The 18,641-nt window shown below is 34.3% G+C and carries 21 protein-coding genes and 4 pseudogenes; 18 read left to right on the forward strand and 7 right to left on the reverse strand.

The window, feature by feature from the left end; translation table 11 throughout:
* Positions 1–483, forward strand: a pseudogene (locus ACTJKA_RS19340) (lipase); the annotation flags it as partial.
* Between the two features lie 12 nt (positions 484–495).
* On the forward strand, positions 496–801 hold the full coding sequence (locus ACTJKA_RS19345) for a hypothetical protein (protein ID WP_440607907.1): 306 nt from the start codon (positions 496–498) through the stop codon (positions 799–801).
* A gap of 34 nt (positions 802–835) precedes the next feature.
* Here ACTJKA_RS19345 and ACTJKA_RS19350 read toward each other — a convergent pair whose 3' ends face one another.
* The 3 genes from ACTJKA_RS19350 to ACTJKA_RS19360 form a co-directional block, all read right to left on the reverse strand.
* Entirely contained in the window at positions 836–988 is a 153-nt protein-coding gene (locus ACTJKA_RS19350) for a hypothetical protein (protein ID WP_268359757.1), read from the reverse strand.
* A gap of 18 nt (positions 989–1,006) precedes the next feature.
* A complete protein-coding gene (locus ACTJKA_RS19355) occupies positions 1,007–1,288 on the reverse strand; it encodes a hypothetical protein (RefSeq protein ID WP_268359759.1) in 282 nt (93 codons plus the stop codon).
* 84 nt (positions 1,289–1,372) lie between these two features.
* Positions 1,373–1,600: a helix-turn-helix domain-containing protein gene (locus ACTJKA_RS19360; protein WP_268359761.1), complete on the reverse strand. Its 228-nt coding sequence runs from the start codon at positions 1,598–1,600 to the stop codon at positions 1,373–1,375.
* A gap of 484 nt (positions 1,601–2,084) precedes the next feature.
* Between ACTJKA_RS19360 and ACTJKA_RS19365 the strand changes: the two genes are divergently transcribed.
* The 7 genes and pseudogenes from ACTJKA_RS19365 to ACTJKA_RS19395 form a co-directional block, all read left to right on the forward strand.
* Positions 2,085–2,270, forward strand: coding sequence for a hypothetical protein (locus tag ACTJKA_RS19365; RefSeq protein ID WP_268359763.1), 186 nt, complete (start codon positions 2,085–2,087; stop codon positions 2,268–2,270).
* A 979-nt stretch (positions 2,271–3,249) separates the two neighbouring features.
* Positions 3,250–3,474, forward strand: a complete 225-nt coding sequence (locus tag ACTJKA_RS19370) for a hypothetical protein (protein WP_268359765.1) — start codon at positions 3,250–3,252, stop codon at positions 3,472–3,474.
* Between the two features lie 28 nt (positions 3,475–3,502).
* Positions 3,503–4,312, forward strand: a complete 810-nt coding sequence (locus tag ACTJKA_RS19375; protein ID WP_268359767.1) for a hypothetical protein — start codon at positions 3,503–3,505, stop codon at positions 4,310–4,312.
* Between the two features lie 1,108 nt (positions 4,313–5,420).
* Positions 5,421–5,810 carry a S8 family serine peptidase gene (locus ACTJKA_RS19380; protein ID WP_265153869.1) on the forward strand — a complete coding sequence of 130 codons (390 nt, stop codon included), beginning with the start codon at positions 5,421–5,423 and terminating at the stop codon, positions 5,808–5,810.
* Positions 5,811–5,823: 13 nt separating this feature from the next.
* The gene (locus ACTJKA_RS19385; protein ID WP_263490855.1) at positions 5,824–5,979 is read left to right on the forward strand and encodes a hypothetical protein; all 156 of its coding nucleotides are present in this window, start codon (positions 5,824–5,826) and stop codon (positions 5,977–5,979) included.
* A gap of 199 nt (positions 5,980–6,178) precedes the next feature.
* The gene (locus ACTJKA_RS19390; protein ID WP_265153868.1) at positions 6,179–6,841 is read left to right on the forward strand and encodes a DUF3986 family protein; all 663 of its coding nucleotides are present in this window, start codon (positions 6,179–6,181) and stop codon (positions 6,839–6,841) included.
* Between the two features lie 346 nt (positions 6,842–7,187).
* A pseudogene (locus ACTJKA_RS19395) lies at positions 7,188–7,616 on the forward strand (T7SS effector LXG polymorphic toxin); the annotation flags it as partial.
* A 161-nt stretch (positions 7,617–7,777) separates the two neighbouring features.
* On the opposite strand, the gene ACTJKA_RS19400 reads toward ACTJKA_RS19395, so the two are convergent.
* A complete protein-coding gene (locus ACTJKA_RS19400) occupies positions 7,778–8,038 on the reverse strand; it encodes a YesK family protein (RefSeq protein ID WP_076821685.1) in 261 nt (86 codons plus the stop codon).
* A 33-nt stretch (positions 8,039–8,071) separates the two neighbouring features.
* A complete protein-coding gene (locus ACTJKA_RS19405) occupies positions 8,072–8,491 on the reverse strand; it encodes a stress protein (protein WP_265153866.1) in 420 nt (139 codons plus the stop codon).
* 191 nt (positions 8,492–8,682) lie between these two features.
* On the opposite strand from ACTJKA_RS19405, the gene ACTJKA_RS19410 reads away from it, so the two are divergent.
* The 7 genes and pseudogenes from ACTJKA_RS19410 (at position 8,683) to ACTJKA_RS19440 (ending at position 14,454) form a co-directional block, all read left to right on the forward strand.
* Positions 8,683–9,531, forward strand: coding sequence for an SMI1/KNR4 family protein (locus ACTJKA_RS19410; protein WP_265153865.1), 849 nt, complete (start codon positions 8,683–8,685; stop codon positions 9,529–9,531).
* A gap of 388 nt (positions 9,532–9,919) precedes the next feature.
* Entirely contained in the window at positions 9,920–11,029 is a 1,110-nt protein-coding gene (locus ACTJKA_RS19415; RefSeq protein ID WP_440607908.1) for a hypothetical protein, read from the forward strand.
* A 347-nt stretch (positions 11,030–11,376) separates the two neighbouring features.
* Positions 11,377–11,736: pseudogene (locus ACTJKA_RS19420) on the forward strand (DNA/RNA non-specific endonuclease); the annotation flags it as partial.
* Between the two features lie 5 nt (positions 11,737–11,741).
* The gene (locus ACTJKA_RS19425; RefSeq protein WP_265153862.1) at positions 11,742–12,230 is read left to right on the forward strand and encodes an antitoxin YezG family protein; all 489 of its coding nucleotides are present in this window, start codon (positions 11,742–11,744) and stop codon (positions 12,228–12,230) included.
* Positions 12,231–12,291: 61 nt separating this feature from the next.
* A pseudogene (locus ACTJKA_RS19430) lies at positions 12,292–12,523 on the forward strand (DNA/RNA non-specific endonuclease); the annotation flags it as partial.
* Positions 12,524–12,529: 6 nt separating this feature from the next.
* Positions 12,530–13,009, forward strand: a complete 480-nt coding sequence (locus ACTJKA_RS19435) for an antitoxin YezG family protein (RefSeq protein WP_265153861.1) — start codon at positions 12,530–12,532, stop codon at positions 13,007–13,009.
* A gap of 128 nt (positions 13,010–13,137) precedes the next feature.
* Positions 13,138–14,454 (forward strand): Y-family DNA polymerase, encoded by a 1,317-nt coding sequence (locus ACTJKA_RS19440; protein WP_265153860.1) that lies wholly within the window; start codon positions 13,138–13,140, stop codon positions 14,452–14,454.
* Positions 14,455–15,570: 1,116 nt separating this feature from the next.
* Here ACTJKA_RS19440 and ACTJKA_RS19445 read toward each other — a convergent pair.
* A complete protein-coding gene (locus ACTJKA_RS19445) occupies positions 15,571–16,341 on the reverse strand; it encodes a hypothetical protein (protein ID WP_265153859.1) in 771 nt (256 codons plus the stop codon).
* A gap of 238 nt (positions 16,342–16,579) precedes the next feature.
* On the reverse strand, positions 16,580–16,945 hold the full coding sequence (locus ACTJKA_RS19450) for a DUF1433 domain-containing protein (RefSeq protein ID WP_265153858.1): 366 nt from the start codon (positions 16,943–16,945) through the stop codon (positions 16,580–16,582).
* Between the two features lie 49 nt (positions 16,946–16,994).
* On the opposite strand from ACTJKA_RS19450, the gene ACTJKA_RS19455 reads away from it, so the two are divergent.
* Together ACTJKA_RS19455 and ACTJKA_RS19460 are read left to right on the forward strand one after the other, a co-directional pair.
* The gene (locus tag ACTJKA_RS19455) at positions 16,995–18,410 is read left to right on the forward strand and encodes a lipase (protein WP_440607909.1); all 1,416 of its coding nucleotides are present in this window, start codon (positions 16,995–16,997) and stop codon (positions 18,408–18,410) included.
* Positions 18,411–18,422: 12 nt separating this feature from the next.
* Positions 18,423–18,641: hypothetical protein (locus ACTJKA_RS19460; RefSeq protein WP_440607658.1), on the forward strand; the 219-nt coding region annotated here is incomplete at its 3' end.

The raw sequence follows: 18,641 nt of genomic DNA on the forward strand, positions 1-18,641 counted from the left end.
TTTGATAAGAATGGTCATATCAAAAGTGTGGATGGAAGCAAAGGTGTTTATAACCAGAATATCGAATCGTTCTCATCTTATTCAGGTATGAATGGACAAACCATCAAAGTGGATGCTAAATATGCAAAAGAATTAGCTCATCGATTACAGGCAGCTATCGAAGACTTAAAAACAAAAAAACAAGCAATTGAACAATTCCCTCATGATCACAGCAAAATGGTTTATGACGTGAAATCTATTTGCGGAAAGAGATTGGGAGAATTCAAGGATCTAGATCCAAGCGATGTTGATAAAGCAGTATTGTATCACGCCCCTTTTGTGAAAGATGGAGCAGCATTTTATGACTCAGAAGAACAGTATCAAACTGAGGCTTCTCTACATTATTTGATTAGAGATTTAGAGGATATTAGTGAGTTTATTGTGAAAATGGCGGAGGATTTAAAAGATAAGGATAATGAATTAGCAAGATGGTTACGGTTGTAAGGAGGATTTCAATTGCCATATGGAGTTAATATGGATGCAGATGAGTTTTACAGACGATTACAACAGAATGAGGAATTAAAAAAAATTGTAGGTTCAAGTTTAAAAACGCATTGTCAGCATCTAAAACAAGACACAAAACATGCGTCAGACTTTTCGTCAGCACAACAGGTTGTAGCTGAAGTGTATGTTGCTTTACTCTCTTCATTTGAAGGAAAAGCTAAGGATGCATTGGTGCAAAGGCTTAATGAAAATGCGACTATGCTGACAAATGCTACAGAGAACAGAAGTGCTTTTCTAAGAAGTATAAAGACTAAATAAAGTAACCCCTTCACATTATTGTGAGGGGGTTGCTTTATTTAAATATGCTTCCAAATACTTTGTCCGTTGCCTTTCCTGCGGCTCTTCTAGCTATTCTCTTGCCTACTGTACCCTTTTGAACAGCATTCACATCATCAAGTATCTTGGCTGATTTATAAAGCGCAGAACGGATTTTATTGATCTTCATGTACATCACCCCTTTAGCTTAATTTTTAAGCCTACTTTCAACATCGAACAGTCGTTTATTCAGTAGTTCTGTTTTGTTGTCTAAATTCTGAATTTGTTTCAGGTGCGCTGTAATGTCTTTGGGTTGATTTTCTTCAAGTCTATCTAATTTAACGTTGATCTGATTGAATTCTTTCTTTGTATCTTCTCTGAATTCGTTCATATCATTTTTAAATGATTTCAAATCAGAAGCCAAACCGTCAACCTTATTATCAATTTTCTTTATCTCATCAAGTATAGCTTGAAGCATATTGTTTTCCATTTTGTTTCACCTCTAGTCTGAATGTATCTCCATTGCAATTGTTTTGTTTAACGAATTGCAAAAAATAAAAAGCAATACTTTTGCTTAAGAGTCATTAGAATCATCTTCTGTAATGTAAAGTAAATCCTCAATTTTTATATCCAAGACATCACAAATCCTACCCAATGTTTCACGTTGATATTGTTTAGCAGTGTTATTGTAAAGCCTTCTGACAGTTTCGAAGCTAAGGTCATTTCCGAAGGCGAAACCTCTAATTGATAAGCCACGTTCATCTAATATTTCTTTCAATCTTGTTTTAACAATTTTAGTCAACAGTTTCACCTCCTCTTTGATTATAACAAAAAACAGAATCTAAAAGTGGCTTTTTGTTAAAAATGACTTCAAAATAAAGTTGACTTCTTTTTGAAGTTGGTTTATGATTAAGTCAACATCAAAACGAAGTTGGAAAGGTGATTAAATGGATCATATTATAATCGTTCAAACCGAATTCAACACACAAGAAATCAACAATCTTTACTCAGCGATCATCGTTAAAGAAGGTTATGCAGTAGGGGAGTGTGATGGCCAGATTGTTTTAGCTGAAATCACTCAACGAACTGACGGTAACTACGATGAGGGAACGATGAAACGTTACATACGCAGACTTAGAAACGCTTGCTGAGGTCGTTACACATTTATTGAAACAGATAACACTGTGGGAAGTCTTAACCGATTTGAGGATATTAGAACCGAAGAATCAAGAAACTGAATTTGATTGCATTATCCTTGATCCAACTAAACCAATTACAAAGGGGAAATGAACATGTTAAACAATGTGAATCCAAACGGGAAGCTATCTGTAGGTCAAAGAGTGCAAACGTTATACGGACTAGGAACAATTGAAGAAGTACATAGCAATGATCAATATGGAGTCGCTGATGATGAGTACAACATGATTGATATTTATAGTCGTGAAGAGTTAGCTGTAGTGGGTTTAAATTAATGGGGAAGCTATTTAGAAGGTTAATAGATGAGTTACTATTTGTAACAATCATGAGCACATTAGGGTTATTCCTACTGCTCATGATCGTCATTTCTAGCTGATTAGAAAAGTGTTGGCGCACTATCTAATCTGATGGGTTGGTACGCGCCCATGATACCAGCCCATTCTAACTTAATTTAGTTTGTATTCAATAGGCCGTACTCAAAACATGCTCGACCTCATTTAAACATAGGTCGTGCATTTTGTGAGGTAAGTAAAGTTTACCTCATCTAACTAAATAGAATCAGTCTATACTCCTGGATCAAGGTGTTGTCTTTAGTGATGCCTATTTTAAGGGTAAGACTGTCGTGGAATGCGCTAACACACGTTAAACTTGAAAGGGTAGTGACTCAGCCAATGCAAAAAATGAGGATAGGATACCACTGTGCTTCCCTATTTGGACATGTATCTGAAAGGCGAAAGCTGCCATTAAGTGATGGATGTATCGTTTCGGACGATGCAGGACAAGCCACAAGTATCAAAACCCAAATTTGGGGGCTGAGAAACTGTTAGGGACACTTGACACAGTAGGTTTGTTTAGAGAATAACCAACGGCAAATAGGGTGACACTTACGGATACCATAAGCTTGATACACTATCAAGTTAGTCAGTCGCCTGTCTGAGTTTGTTTCTTTTTTTACAAGCAAATTCAGGCAGACAACTTGTCCAGCCGTTGTCCATTGCTTTCAACCTATCAAGTCAAAAAGCAAACGACAAGTCAAGACTAATATTGGAATACGTGATATTGGTTTAAAGAGAGTAGTTATAACCGACACCCTATCTGTATGGTAGGAACACTATGACGTTCACCATACTCTTTGACAATTAGTAACAATCTTTTATGAGTTATTTAGGAATTATCAAAGGAAAATAAATGAAAAAATGGTGAGAGTCGACCAACTATATGATAAAATAATCCTATTGATAAAGGGGTGTAGTCATGAATTTAAATACAATTATTTTTGATGGAGAATTTGATGCTTGGCTGACATTTTTCCTATTCGGTCCAATAATGGGTGTGCCTGTATTGTTTGTATACATGTATGCTATCTTCAATAAAATACCTGGTGAAAGGCAAGAGCAAATTCAACAGTATGAAGAGTATATTGTTGAATTAGAGGAAGAGAATAGAAGTTTAAAAGAGAGACAAAAGTTATTCGAATAAAATCATTCTTTTAAAGAGAGGGGATAATATGTTTTTAGAATTAACAGAAGATGAAAAAAAACAACTTGAATACGAAGTTATACTTCCAAAAACGAGATTGTCACTCACGAGATATCTACGCACGCTTTGCCGAGATGAAGATTATCAAGTTAGGAGCGGTTATTTAAACCGAATTATTAACATAGCAAATCACATTTTAGGTAAAGAAATTTTCATCTATGATGATTACGAAGAAGTTGAAGGTAAATCTACAGCGGTACAAATGGGGCATTTAGAGCTAATATTGAAAATTTCAAACACTGTTCAGTTTATTGAAATAATTTTAGATTTGCTTAATAATGGTTTAATTGAACTTAATATTGTTAATCGAGTTCTAAAATCTCACAATGCATCGTTCAAGATAGAAGAACTTGACGGAGATTTCATAATTGAGATTGATGACTTGACTGAAAAAGAGCAGTTTGAAGATGTTAATGAACATAAAAATATTAGATCTCTAATAGAACGTATGAAAAATATGATGAACGATGAAGATTATGCTGGAGTTCTTCACACATCTGCCAGTATAGCAGAAACATTAGCTAAAGAGGTAGTGCAGAAACCAAGTATAATTGATAAATCTTTGGGGTCTTTTATTGGTTTATATAAGAAAGAAACAAAACTCCCGGAAAGCTTTATTGATTATATTAAGTATATCTACAATAAAAGAAACAGTGAACCTCTGTCGGGACACGGTAGTATAAATGAGCCAAGTATCACAAAAGCAGAAGCCATTTTAATTTCAGAAATGACTAAAGCTTTTGTGATTATTGAGAAAAAACTGATGATACAAAATTAGCCAATAGGTTGGTTTAGAATAAAAGAAGTACTTCATTTAGAAGGTGATCACGCTTAATAAGCAGACAGGTAACAGCTCCCTGTCTGCTTATTTTAATACTAATGAAGTTTATAAAAAAGGGTGAGGCATGATGCCAACACCTTATTCGTCGTTCTTTAATTTATAAATTGTCATATATAAAAATAAAAAATGAAAGCAGGAATTAAATGCTAAACATCAAAATTGATGAAGAAGAAGTAAGAAAACTTTAAATAGATGAATTGGAGAAACACTTAAATAAGCTCGACAATGAAAAACTGTTTTGGAATACTAAGGAGCTAGAATATCAGACAAGTATGTGTATGAACACAATGCAAAAAGAGTTTTTCTTTGATAAAGATTTCCCAAAAAGAAAGATAGGGAACAAGTGGTATTATCCTGTAGCCCAAACTAAAGAATTCTTATTAAAATGGATTAATGATCAGTAAATCAATGGGGCTAATTTCAATATGATTTTGACCACCAAATTGACCACCGATGGATAATTTAAAATGAGTAAAGATGAGGGTTCTAGCTGTCAAAACGCTGATTTAATAGGGTTAAGAAGCTAAAAATTACATATATTAAGCAATAAATTATGTTCCGCACCCAAGTACACCCATGGGAACGCGATCAATATATGTCTCAGTATTAATAAAGAAATCCCCTTGGAGCCATTGGCTTCAGGGGGATTTTTGTTTTTGTGAGTGTTTCTTATATTTTAAAATGAAGCAGGCACCACCCACCATTCACCCACAAAAAAGTGATAAAAAACCACTCCATTATCTTGGAGATATACTCTTCATAACTATTCATTGAATCTGTGTCTATTTTTTCTAGTATGAGGTCCAAGCCAACGAAGCTGTACCTATGCAGAAAGATGAGAAGCAACTACTAATGATTAGATTGCCCTCAAAGTGTGCAAGACGATTCTGACGAGAATGATTAAAAAGAAGAGGAAGACGGGGCTGCCTAAGATGGCACGCAAACGATCAAAACGGTGGTTCCTACTTTATCGCTTAGAGGATGGACATCGTGTTCATCTATATGAACTGCTTAGTCGGATCAGGAAAAGGTGGAGGATTATCAGATGAAAAACAAATTCTTAGAAGGAGACTGGATTAAAGCATCTAAGAAAGGAAAAAGAGAACAACTTAATAAAGCAGGTTATGTACTTAAAGTAGCCGAGGATGATATTTTAGTAAGGTTCCTTAGTGGTAATACTTTGGTTGTTCCAAAGTATTGGGCTGAAAATTTGGATGAGGCACTTATTGTTGTAATATCATCGGTTGGGAATTATGGGTTACAAGAAAAGAGTGATATACTCTACCCTGCTAAATTTGAAGGTGTTATCGCTGTAGGAGCATTAAATATGAACGGTGATATATGGAAAGGGACAACTGTAGGTAATGGCCTTAAATGTGTTACTTCCGGGGCATTATATAAAAAGTTATTCAAAAGATGGTTCTTTTTTATATAGTAGTGGTACTTCAATGGCGGCTGCCTACATGGCAGGTCTTGCTGCTCTCTTTTTTGAAGAATATTCTTCTTATAATAAATCCACAATCTCTAAAAAATCATGGGAAAAAATCAAAAATTCAGATAAAATAAATGGGTATTCAGTTATGGATACAGTTAAATTTTTTTGAGAAACTAGGGTTTATATGAAGAATAAGCTTATTTTAGTAGTACTGTCTTTTATTCTATGTTTTCCGCGGTGACTCCAGCATATTCTTAGAGCGTAACTTCACTGAATAGTGAACTTGTGGTTAGTGATCAATTGATTGAACAAGATACGAGGATACCAGTATAGATGTTTCAAACTTTAATAAAGAATTTGACTTTCTTTTGAATGATCCAGTATTTATTGAAATAGAAGAAACTTTAGCGTTACAGAGTCAGAATGCTGAATTGAAAGAAGACAGTGTAACTGGTCAGTGGATACCGGTGGTGGCTGCTGCTTTAAGATTATTAATTTCTCAAGTTGGAAAAAAGGGAATGCAAAAAGGATGGAAAGTAGCTAGACCATATGTGCAGAAAGCATTAAAGGCGCCTCAAAATCGTATTATTGATGGCCCTGGATCAGTAGGGCGTATTATACAGGTACGTAGCAATAAAACCACTATTCAGACTAGATTATGCACCTATAAAACATGGAAGACCTGCTGTTCTGCATTATCATGTTCCACCAAATCTAAAAGATCATCATGTTATTTTCTAAAGGGGAGATCAACGTTGCTTAACTTAGACGATACAATGCATTTGCATGTAGGCTATTATGAAAATGATTTAGATTATGAAGGAGTGTTTTTAAAAAGTTTAGATTCAGGGAAATGGTTATTGTTTTTTTATCAAGAAAGCTATGGTATAAAACTTGAACAAAAATATGAAAAATATGATGATTTTGTTTTGTTGGTTGGAGAGTATAATATTGATGATGAAGATATTGAGGATAAAGGTGATGCATTGTTCGAACAATTTCTAAAAGAAAATGGTTTAATAAAAGCATAGCGTTTTTGTGTGATACGTTACAATAAATAAAATGATATAGAAGAAGATATCTTTATCTGTTTAAAGACTGTTATGTAGACTTTAAAACTTTTCTAGAAGTATATTGATTCTGAAGGCGATGCGTTTTGGGAATAATAGAACCAAAGTGTCCATGTTTATGGGCACTTTTTTTATTTTCATTGCCGAGAAAAAGCGAACATGAATATTTTGTCCAGAAAGAAGAACCTGCGGACGCTGACCATTGGGCACTTTTATGTTGTGTTTTTTGTATCTTTACTCCTATTAAATGACAGCCATCACGTTGGTAAAATTGACCTTGTTAATGGATAGGAGGGAGTGACTTCTTCTGGGGAAGATACTTGATGCTAAAGCACTAACCAGTGCCATGGACGCAAGGGCGAAGCATTATCAGGAACTCCGCGAACAAATGATTGATTTAAAAAAGGCACTACAAGGCGTAGCAAATCTCAGTGACGATTTCACTGTGAAAGGTGCGGATAACATTAAAAGTTTCTACAAAGAGCTCGCCGGAAATGTAGATATGTTTATCAGCTTCATCGATAAGCAGAAAGCCTTTCATGATGGTGTATCTGGTATGATTGATGATACGAGCTTTGGCGGGGACACCTTTGTAGAAGAACACTTTTTAGACAATGCTGTACATATGGGCATCAAAAACGCCAAAAGCATTGTGAAGGATCAAAAAAATGCTCTTAAAACGATTTTTGAAGATATCGATGACCTCATTCCACTGGAGGTATTCGATAGCAAAACCAAGCCTTATTCCGCAGCGTAAGGAAGGTGGGAAGAGGGTAACACTTAAGCATTTCCTCCAATTATTGAAAGGGTCGAAGCACTTTTAAAAGCATGTCCGTTATCTTTGAGTACCCTGAAGTTTAAAAAGTACGCAACTTCTGAATGGGAAGTTGCTCTATGTTATTTACTACTAGAATAACTCAAGATGGCATTTATAATTAAAGTAATCACAGATGCAATCAGTAAAGATATACTGATTGCACCCAATCCTAAACCTTCCCAACTTCCTACGAAAAAACTTATTAATAATAAGATAATACTTATGATGATGAGAATCGATGGTATTCCATACTGTAAAGGTGCATTCTTTCTTTTAAAGATAACAGAAACAACAAGTATAACGATCGTAAGGATAACTGTTAGCAGCCAAAATGATGACATTTATTGACCTTCCTTCTTTTAAAATATATGAAATTATTTTATTTCCTCATCCATTACTTTCTTATACTTTTCAAATTTAGCATCTTTCATTTCTCCGTTCATTTGTAATAGAAAATTCCCTTTTGAATAGGTGTGAGAGAAGAACATAGATCCAGCATTGCCTAACTCATCATAATAGGATTTCGCCTGCTGTAAATCAGTTTCATTTCCAAATTTAAAAATCCTTCCGCCAGCATTTTCACCTAAGGAAGGAACGAGAATTCTTTTTCCTTCTTCTCTTATATTTCCAAACTCTTTTTGTTTAAGATCAGATGGTTTTTCTGCTTCAAGGCCAGCACTTTTAAAAGCTTCAATAATATTGGCTGTCGTGAGCTGTTTTTCATTTGATGCTGCGCTACTGCAAGCTGTTAGCATCATTAAACAAATAAAAATGAATATAGATAATTTCTTCATATTGGATCCTCCTGATTTTTAGGTGCAAAGGAAATTTTACATGAAGTACCTTCTTTTTACTATCGTTTCGACAAAAATAGACAACGTGAATGACTAAGTAACTAAGGTTCTTCTTTTATTTTGCCTAAATTGTTAAATATACTCAGCAAGATGGTATACTTATGTGCATATTTTACTAGGAGGCATTCATCTTGAAATCATTTTGGGAAATAGACGAGGAAGGTTACTATACGTTAAAAAAGATCAACGAAGCAGAAATAGCTAAAGCTGAAAAGAAACTTGGTGTCACTTTGCCAGATACATATAAAAAGCTCATATTAGAGCAGAATGGTGGTAATACCATTCATAATGCTTTTCCAACCACTCACTCTAATTCATGGGCTGAGGATCATATTCAATTTAATCACCTGCTGGGAATTGCTGAAGATGAAGGAATTATGGATAGTGCCTATTTAATAAAAGAGTGGGAGCTGCCAGAAGGGCTTGTCTTAATTAACGGGGATGGTCACACTTGGGTAACGATGGATTATCGAAAAACGAAAGAGAATCCTACAATTCATTATTTTGATGTTGAGATGGAAGAAGACTTTAAGTTAGCAGATTCCTTTGATGAATTCATTGAGGGGCTTTATACAGTTGAATACACTGCCGATGAGAAAGACGTAACTGAGTACGAATACGAAGAAGATGAGGAGGAACATATAACTAAAGCAGAACTTGAAGCGATCTTAGACAAAGAAGCAGCTAATCCAGCCGATATTCATCAAATTACTAAATATCCGTTACAAGATTTAGAAGAAGTAGAGTGGTTCTTTAAAAGAATAAAAAGCTATATTGAATCTGTTAAAGATGAAGACGTTCTTTATGAAGTAGCTGCAAGCATTGACACAATCCTTATATTAAGAGTAGATACAATGCCAAGTAACGATATTATAAAAAAGACATTATTTGAAATTGTAGACATTTTTGAAAAAACTGAAATTCCTCAGATAACTGTAACAGCTGGAAATTTCGCTGTTAATATTGATTTTTTAGATTAAGGCAAAATTAGAGCATGTAAAGTGTACTGTATAGGGTGAATTTTCAAAGAGTGAATGAGAACGGATGTTTAATTATCTGTTTTGAATTCATTATAATATAATTTAGATTGACCCCTTCGTGAACCTGGCTGAAACTCAGTCAGGTCTTTTTATATCAATTTCAAAACAATATGTTGTGAATTTCTTTTTAAAAAATGAAGGTGTTCAATCTAAAAGAAATAAGTATCAAGTCCTTTCTGGCTACTCTCTCTTTTAACCAACATACCATTCAATTATTATCATATTTGCGGGATACCGAAAATTTCTATTATGAGCAGATTCACTTTACATATGTTGTAAAATGCGTGTTAGAATTATACTAGGGATTTGTTTAGAAGGGGGTAAAGGAATGTCAGGATTAATTGCCTCTCAGGAGGTAGGGAACATGTTAAACAGTTGGAATCTTGCGATACAAAAAGGGGATTTATCGGCAGCTATAGAAATGCAAGATGACATAGACAGGGCAATTGATTTAATGGAAGAAAATCAAGATATTCTTTTGTACTATCAACTTTTGAGCTTTAGGCTTAAGCTGAAACTTCAGAATATTAGCAGAAATTTAGATAAGCCATTCTTTCAGCGGAATGCTCCAGACGAAAAAGAAGAAAAAACAAATAAACTCATGTCATATTACTTCTACTTTTATAATGGGATCTATCATGACTACTTGCAAGATTATGATAAGGCATTAAGTTACTTCAGAATAGCTGAAAAAAAGTTGGCTTATGTTGATGATGAAATAGAAAAAGCTGAATTTCATTATAAAATCGCAGTTCTATTTTATGATTTGAAAATGACCTTTTTATCAAAATATCATGCACAAATTGCGTGTGACACATTTAATGCGCATGAAACATATATCAAAAGACAGATTAACTGTAGGATGCTACATGCGCTAAACTTAATTGATCAATTTGAATATGATAAAGCAAGAGCTCTTTTTAGTGAAGCTGAGAATATGATCGAAAGTATTAATGACAATCATTTAATCATTCATCTATATTACAATATGGGTTTTCTAGAAAGCAAAAAAGAAAATTTAGAAGAAGCATCAGCACTATTTAGGCGCACGTTGAGTTATAAAGAGATCAAAAATCAAGATTTATTGAAGCTGAGATGTTTATATGAACTTTCTAGAATAGAAATCTCCAGTAAAAGTAATGACGCGATTGAATGGATTGATCTAGGCATTTCTTTATCAGAACAAGTCAACCATAACGTTTTTCAAATAAAATTTAAATTGTTAAAAGAACGATTGTATGAAAAAAATCAATCTCAATTGAACAATATAAACAATCTGTGTTTAGAGCTTGAAGAGAAAAGAATATGGGTTGATTTAGAGGAAATTCTGGTTGATGTGGCGAAATATTTAGAGAGGAGAGGCTTGCTGAAACAGTCATTAAATTACTATAAAAGAGCCTTACTCGCAAGCCAGTATGTAGGAAAAGGAGTGAATTAATTGAAGAAGTCGGTTTTTATTACATTTTCACTAGCTGTGATAGCTCTAGGTACACTTTTCTTTACAAACGGTTTGACTCAACCTCTACATGAAGATGTCCAAACAGTTGCATCAAGAGGTAGCTCTGGAGGTTAATTGGTTAAAAAACGATAAAGTGGATTAAAGTGTCAGGCTCCTTATGGTATTCTAGTAAAAGAATATGCCGTAAAAGGAGTCTTTTTTATATGAAAATATTAGATGCTCCATCTTTACTATCAGCTGTAGAACAGAGATCAAAGGCCTATCATGAGCTTCAAGAAGAAATGAAACTTGTGAAAAAAGCATTAAAAAGTGTGTCGGTCTTAGTTGCAAGTGATTTAAAATATGGAGAGGTCAAAAGAAACCAATATGCCCAATCCAATTCAGGTAAACCGAATCGATTGCTGGATGATGATGGTGGTCATTTAATTGCGTCAATTTTCAAAGGGTCTGGGGATATTGATAATCTGGTGCCAATGAATTCGCAGATTAATCGTAGTGGCGGGAAATGGTATGAGATGGAACAAAAATGGAGAAAAGCATTAGCATCTGATCCACCAAAGCGTGTAGAAGTTATAATTGAGCCGAAATATTTAAATGATTCAATTAGACCCTCTGAGTTTGGTGTGTTTTATAGCATAGAAGGAAAAGAAAAGTATCTAATTATTGAAAATAAAATCGGAGGGTGAATAATATGGAAAACATAACAATAGATTCTATCTATCAAAAAATAGCTGAACTTATTCATGATAACATTCCAGTTGAATGGGAAAAAATACGAATGTATACGGAAGTGGTCAAACACGAAGCAGAAATAATTTTTTACTTTAGAAAAAAGGGTGATAAGGAGTTTATTTACGGGCACAATATACCTAAATTATTTAATATCAGTAGATCAATATATATGGATTTTTTAGTTGAATTAACACGATTATTTAGACAGTTAAAAACATTTTATGAAAAAAATAATTATGGTTCATGGACTAATCTCACGCTTGAGATGGAGCATTCAGGTAAATTCTCGATTGAATATGGGTATGAAGATATTTTCTCATTAGGTATTGATGGTGATCAAAGAATAGCTGTTTGGGAATACGAAACGTTCGGATTTCTACCTGAAGATGAGGAAGATAAAGAAGCTGTGCTAAATTATTTGAAAAATAAAGAAGAAAATAGCAAATAGCAAATTACCTTCCAAATAAAGGAGGGTTTTTGTATACCAATATTTACATTGAAAAGGAGTGTTTAAAGGATCTGGTGATATTGATAACCTGCTTCCGATGAATTCACAAATGGTACACCATGGAACAGGAGTGGTTGGCAGCATTAAAAGAGGTTCCGCCTCAACATGTAGAGGTTAGTATTGAACCTATCTATAAAGATGATTCGTTAAGACCTGATAAGTTAGTAGTAGAATATAAAATGGGGGGGGAATTCGAACAACGTGAAACTATTAAAAATCAACCTGGAGGTTAAAGATAAATGGAAGAATTAGAACAATACTATAAAAAAATAGCAGAAACAACTGATAAAATGATTCCTGTTGAATGGGATAAAGTTTGGATGTATGCAGAAATACTAGATGATTCGGCTGGAATTACATTTTGTTTCAACGAGACTAATAGTGAAGAGTATGTTTATGGACATGAAATTCCACTTAAATATAATGTAAGCAAATCAACATACATTCATTTATTATACGAACTCAGTAAAATTTTTGAAGAATTGAAAAAAGCATATATACAAAATGAATTAGGTGTTTGGACAACAGCTACCCTCCAATTAGATAAAACAGGGAAATTCTCGATTGATTATGGCTATGAAGATATTTTATCTATAGAGCTTTATGGTATCCAGAGAAGAGCCGTATGGGAGTATAAAACGTTCGGGTTTTTACCAGAAGACGAGAAAGATAAAGAAGCTGTGCTGAATTATTTTAAAAATAAAGAAGAAAACAACTAACACACTGCCCTCCAAAATAAAGGAGGGTTTTTAAATACCAACATTTACATCGAACAAAAGTTCTCAAAACACATTGATAAAGAACATTTGTTCTGTTGCTATTTAATCATTCAAAAAGGAGTGATTAAATGCTTAGAGACAGAGGTACGATAAAATGGACAGCTATGATGTTACCTGAGCATGTTGCACGACTTAAGCACGATTTAGCAGAATCGAAAAAAATAGATAAACCAATTATAGATGAACAACAAGCCGAAGAGTTTGAAGCAACAATTGCTTACGCAATGAGTATTAACAAACCTTTGATTTTTTCAATTTATGAGTCAGGAGTTGTCAACCAACTTAAAGGGTTCTCACAATACATCAATTACGAAAAGAAGATGCTACATATAAAGGATATGTCAGATATGATGGGCTTAGATCCTCTTGAGTGTTACTGGGCTGTTGTAGGAAACACAGAGAGGCAGGGGAGTGTCGTGTTAGCAGCAAGCCCTAAACTAAAACAAGATTTCAAAATTAAAACTGGCTCAAGGTTATTTGAAATTCCAGATGATCCAAGAATCCACATAGTTAATCCTAAAATGGATACATTTATAAATGTTTCAACGAAAATAACTCAATTGTTTTATCGTTACGTTCCAGAATGTGATGTTCACACTTATTCTATTGACGAATCATTTTTAAAAGTTGATGGTGTTATGAGAATGTGGAACAGTGTTGAAGAGATTGCTGAACATATCCAAGATGCCATCATGCGAAAATTTGACTTATCGTGTACAATTGGAATTGGTGACAATATGCTGATCAGCAAACTTGCTTTGGATCTAGAAAGTAAGAAGGCACCGAATGGTATTGTTAGATGGAGATATGAAGACATTCCAGAGAGACTATGGCCAGTTAGACCAATCTCTAAAATGTGGGGGATTGGGAGACGAATGGAACAAAACTTGAATCGGATTGGGAAAAGTCAGATTCTACTCAGAGACTATACGACAAAAGAAGAAATCAAAGCTGTGATCCTCGAAATATGTGAAGAGGTTGCTAAACGAACGAGAGATCACAACAAAGTGGGGAGAACGATTAGTTTAGGTATCGGATACAGCAAAGAAGAATATGGCGGAGGATTTCACAGAAGTAAGACAGTCGAAAATCCAACCCATATTACTATGGACATATATAACACGTGTATTGATTTGTTTAACACCTTTTATCAGCATAAGACTGTTAGAAGTGTTTCAGTTACATTAAGCAAAATTGAAGAAGATTCTAACCAGCAGCTAACTTTATTTGATGAAAGTGGATTAGAGAAAAAAAGACAGCTCGGCTATGTTATGGATGGAATTGGAAATGAATACGGGTCAAAATCGTTGTTGAGGGTAGTTTCATACACCAAAGGCGGCACTGCATTGTACAGAGCTGGCTTAACTGGTGGGCATAAAAGTTGAAGTTGATCTGCACACAGAAAAATTTTTGTAGTAATATAAAGATATTAAATTGTTTCAAGGGTCTTCTTATTATTGAAGAAAGGGTCGCAGGTGTTCATGGATTATTCTGTGGGCACTCTTTTTTACATAAAAGTGAAATCTCGATTTAGAATTTATTTGTTTACTGGACTGTTACAAGGTATAATTTAATTATAATAGTGGATAGCTTCATATTTTTCACCTCTTTTGAGGTGGAACGAGCTTGGGCTACGGGAATAGCCTAAGCTCTTTTTTGATTATACCTTAAAACACTGGTGATTTGGCGCTTGTTCACATGTTATTTGCCAATTTTATTTTATTGATGCTATAATGAACTTGCATAATTCTTAGACTTTTGATCGGGTACCTTGAAGTACAGCTAAAGAGTGACTCTTTTTTTAAAAAACTGAAGCGCAACAAATAATTTAAAAAAACTTACTCACACTTCCGATGAGGTCTCCTTGAAGTAGACGGAGGAAATAAAGAAAGACCCGATAATCGGGTCCATCGTTTCTAAAAAAACTATGCCTTTTTCTTTCGTTTTTTGAATAAAACGAAGATCGTTGCTACCGACGCGATTATACTTAAGAAAGTAGCGACTATATTTAAAAGGATCATAGTTTTCACCTCCCATTTTTGGGACGTTGGAATGCATGCTATTTGCCTAGCTTGCATTCCTTTTCTTATTGTACCTTTTTTCAGCTTTGGTTGAAACTAAAAAAACGTGACTGTGTGATTAGTAGACGTGTATTTTTGTTTATAACCGTAATTTTGGTTAACAAAATGTAAATTTGATTAAGTGGAAAAAAGAGATTAACAGCCACAAAAAAATGAATTTAATAGCTTTAATAATTTAGTCGTTCATATATGAGCGGCTTTTTTTATTGGAAAATTAGGAGGTTAAAATGAAGAAGAGGAACTTAATAATAACTTTCCTAGCTCTAGTGATGTTGGTTTCAACTTTAACTGTGACATTTGCAAACGGTAAAGATGGAGACAAAACGATTAAGCCAAAAATTAAAGGATATTTTTTGTATATGTAAAAACGAAAAAATACCCCTGCTCAAATGAGAAAGGGCCTTGTTATTCATCGAATTCTTATTGCGATAAACTTTGAAACAATGAAGAATAAACTGTAGATGTTCCAAGAGTTGTTTCGAAAATTTTGTATACTTTATCCGCATCTTTAATCAAGTCTCCATTAACAAGTCCATCTGTAGAAGCGAACGAGAAAACTTCAGGTATCGTACCTTTTAATCCTTCGCTCGTACTCCCATAAATAACGTTACACATTAATATGTTTTCATCGATTCTATTCTTACTACTTAATGCTAAATAAGTTAAGCAAGTGATTGGCGCAGTTACAGAATAATCATTTTTGATGTCAGTCACATATAAACATCTGCCACTTCCTATGCTACTAGATGCAAATACACAAGCACTCCACTCATGCTCATTTGCGAAAGTTATGGGTACGCCAAAGTAATTCAAAGTAGAAGGTATCGCCAGTGATATAGCATAATCAGCCAAGAAAATGAGTCTATCCTTATTACAGCTATAGTAGAGTTCAATAGGCTGATTGGGGTAAATAACTGATTGATAAGTTATTAGAACGAGTTTCCATGTATCGTTACTTTTTTCGAATGTACCAGATACACCAGAAGACCCAGGCATATATTTGCCTGATAATCTCATTGAAAAGTATCTTGAATTTGAGTTTGAAAATGTTGTGGACGAATTAGCAGCATTAGTAGCTACATCTCTTATCTGAAAAAAGATTTCTTTCTTTCCATCCTCACCATTTGAGAACATCACATCATAGTCAGTTGATGGACGACTAGAAATATTTTGCCATCCTGATTCAAGCATGATTTGCTTCAGTTTTGAGTACAAATCTTTCTTTAAAACAGTTATTTTAACCAGAAATAAGTATTCATATTCACTACATAAATCAGCGCTTCATAAAATGAAAGGAGAAATTACATATGACAATCAGAATTCCATAATGATAAATTCAATGAAACTAGAAGGGGCTCGCTGCCTTTTTGAATTAAATAAATAGTCCCCTTGAAATTTCGAGGGGGACGCTTTTGTTTTTTATCCTCTTTTAATACTCGCATACTTTATCTTCGCATTCTGGCTTTTCTTTAGCATCAACATAAGACGATGTTATAGTGTCATTTGACTTGTCATAAATTCCCCAAAAACCTTTTTCTTTGTTACCGTTCAAATATCCCTCTGCATTAATACCACCCATTGGGTCTATTTCATATTTTTCTGAGAACTCAATTTTATCTATTCCTTCATAGTTAGCATTTATGTAATTAGTCATTCGTTTTTTAGCTTTTTCAAATAATTCTAGTTCTGCAGTCGTAATTTTTTCTTGCTTTTCATCATATTGGTGTTTCATGTATATTCCTCCAAGTGTTATAATGATGATTGCTGGCAACAGGATAATAATGTATTTTTTCATAAGACCATCCTTTCAGTGCTTATTTTACATGAGGAGTGTGTCAATGTACATGAGCAAGAAGGCCAAGATCCCTAACCTATCTGACCAAGATTATTATAGTATTAGTCAACTAACATATCGAGATGAGTATTTGAAGAAACATTTCTCAAAAAACATACCTGTGAAGATTAATTCAGGAAAACAATATATTATAGACAAAATCAAAAAAGACCCAGACACAGGCCTAGACGCTTACGTATTTGTCCAAGCCAAGAAAAAAGAAGGTAAATGGGTTAAACCCAAAGAGCCTGAGAATGTTGTCGTAGGTTTTCAAGGAACAAATCAGGAACAAATCAAAACTGATGTGATAAGTGCAGATGGCGGCAACGTAGTAATGGGTAAAGACCCGAAAAAGAAAGTCAAATACATCATGAAAAAAGAGACATCTGAACACTCTAAAGCGATTACCAAGTATAACGGTAGTATGGAACAAGCCATGTTGATGAAAAGTGGAGAATACAAAATTGTCACTAAGACATCTCAATTTGATCAAGGTGATCAGCTCGTCGCCAATGAAGTAAAGAAGTATGCTGGAAAGAATACAGTGATTTCGACAACGGGTCACTCACTTGGAGGGGCAGATGCGGAATACGCTGGTGTAAACAATAATGTATACAGTGTAGCCTTTAACAACCCTTCTATTGTTAAGCTGCATGATGAAGAAACACAGAAGAAAATCAGAAACGGCGAATTTGATTTGTATCATAAAGCCATCATTAATCCCGATGATATGGTGGGTTCAGGTTGGTTATTAGAATATGATCGACACAACGGAACGACACTTTATACGAAAGACCCCAGTCAATCACGAAGAGATCGTATAGATCGGTTTAAGTCACCGCTTGGTGTTCCAGGGGTTTTAGGAAATTTGATTACTTCCTTCTATGGACAAGCATTCGCAAAAAATCCCGATACTCATAGTTTAAATGATTCGAACTTTACATTTGATAAGAATGGTCATATCAAAAGTGTGGATGGAAGCAAAGGTGTTTATAACCAGAATATCGAATCGTTCTCATCTTATTCAGGTATGAATGGACAAACCATCAAAGTGGATGCTAAATATGCAAAAGAATTAGCTCATCGATTACAGGCAGCTATCGAAGACTTAAAAACAAAAAAACAAGCAATTGAACAATTCCCTCATGATCACAGCAAAATGGTTTATGACGTGAAATCTATTTGCGGAAAGAGATTGGGAGAATTCAAGGATCTAGATCCAAGCGATGTTGATAAAGCAGTATTGTATCACGCCCCTTTTGTGAAAGATGGAGCAGCATTTTATGACTCAGAAGAACAGTATCAAACTGAGGCTTCTCTACATTATTTGATTAGAGATTTAGAGGATATTAGTGAGTTTATTGTGAAAATGGCGGAGGATTTAAAAGATAAGGATAATGAATTAGCAAGATGGTTACGGTTGTAAGGAGGATTTCAATTGCCATATGGAGTTAATATGGATGCAGATGAGTTTTACAGACGATTACAACAGAATGAGGAATTAAAAAAAATTGTAGGTTCAAGTTTAAAAACGCATTGTCAGCATCTAAAACAAGACACAAAACATGCGTCAGACTTTTCGTCAGCACAACAGGTTGTAGCTGAAGTGTATGTTGCTTTACTCTCTTCATTTGAAGGAAAAGCTAAGGATGCATTG

The sequence above is a fragment of the Bacillus sp. 22190 genome (assembly GCF_052045575.1).
Lineage (GTDB): Bacteria > Bacillota > Bacilli > Bacillales > Bacillaceae > Bacillus > Bacillus altitudinis.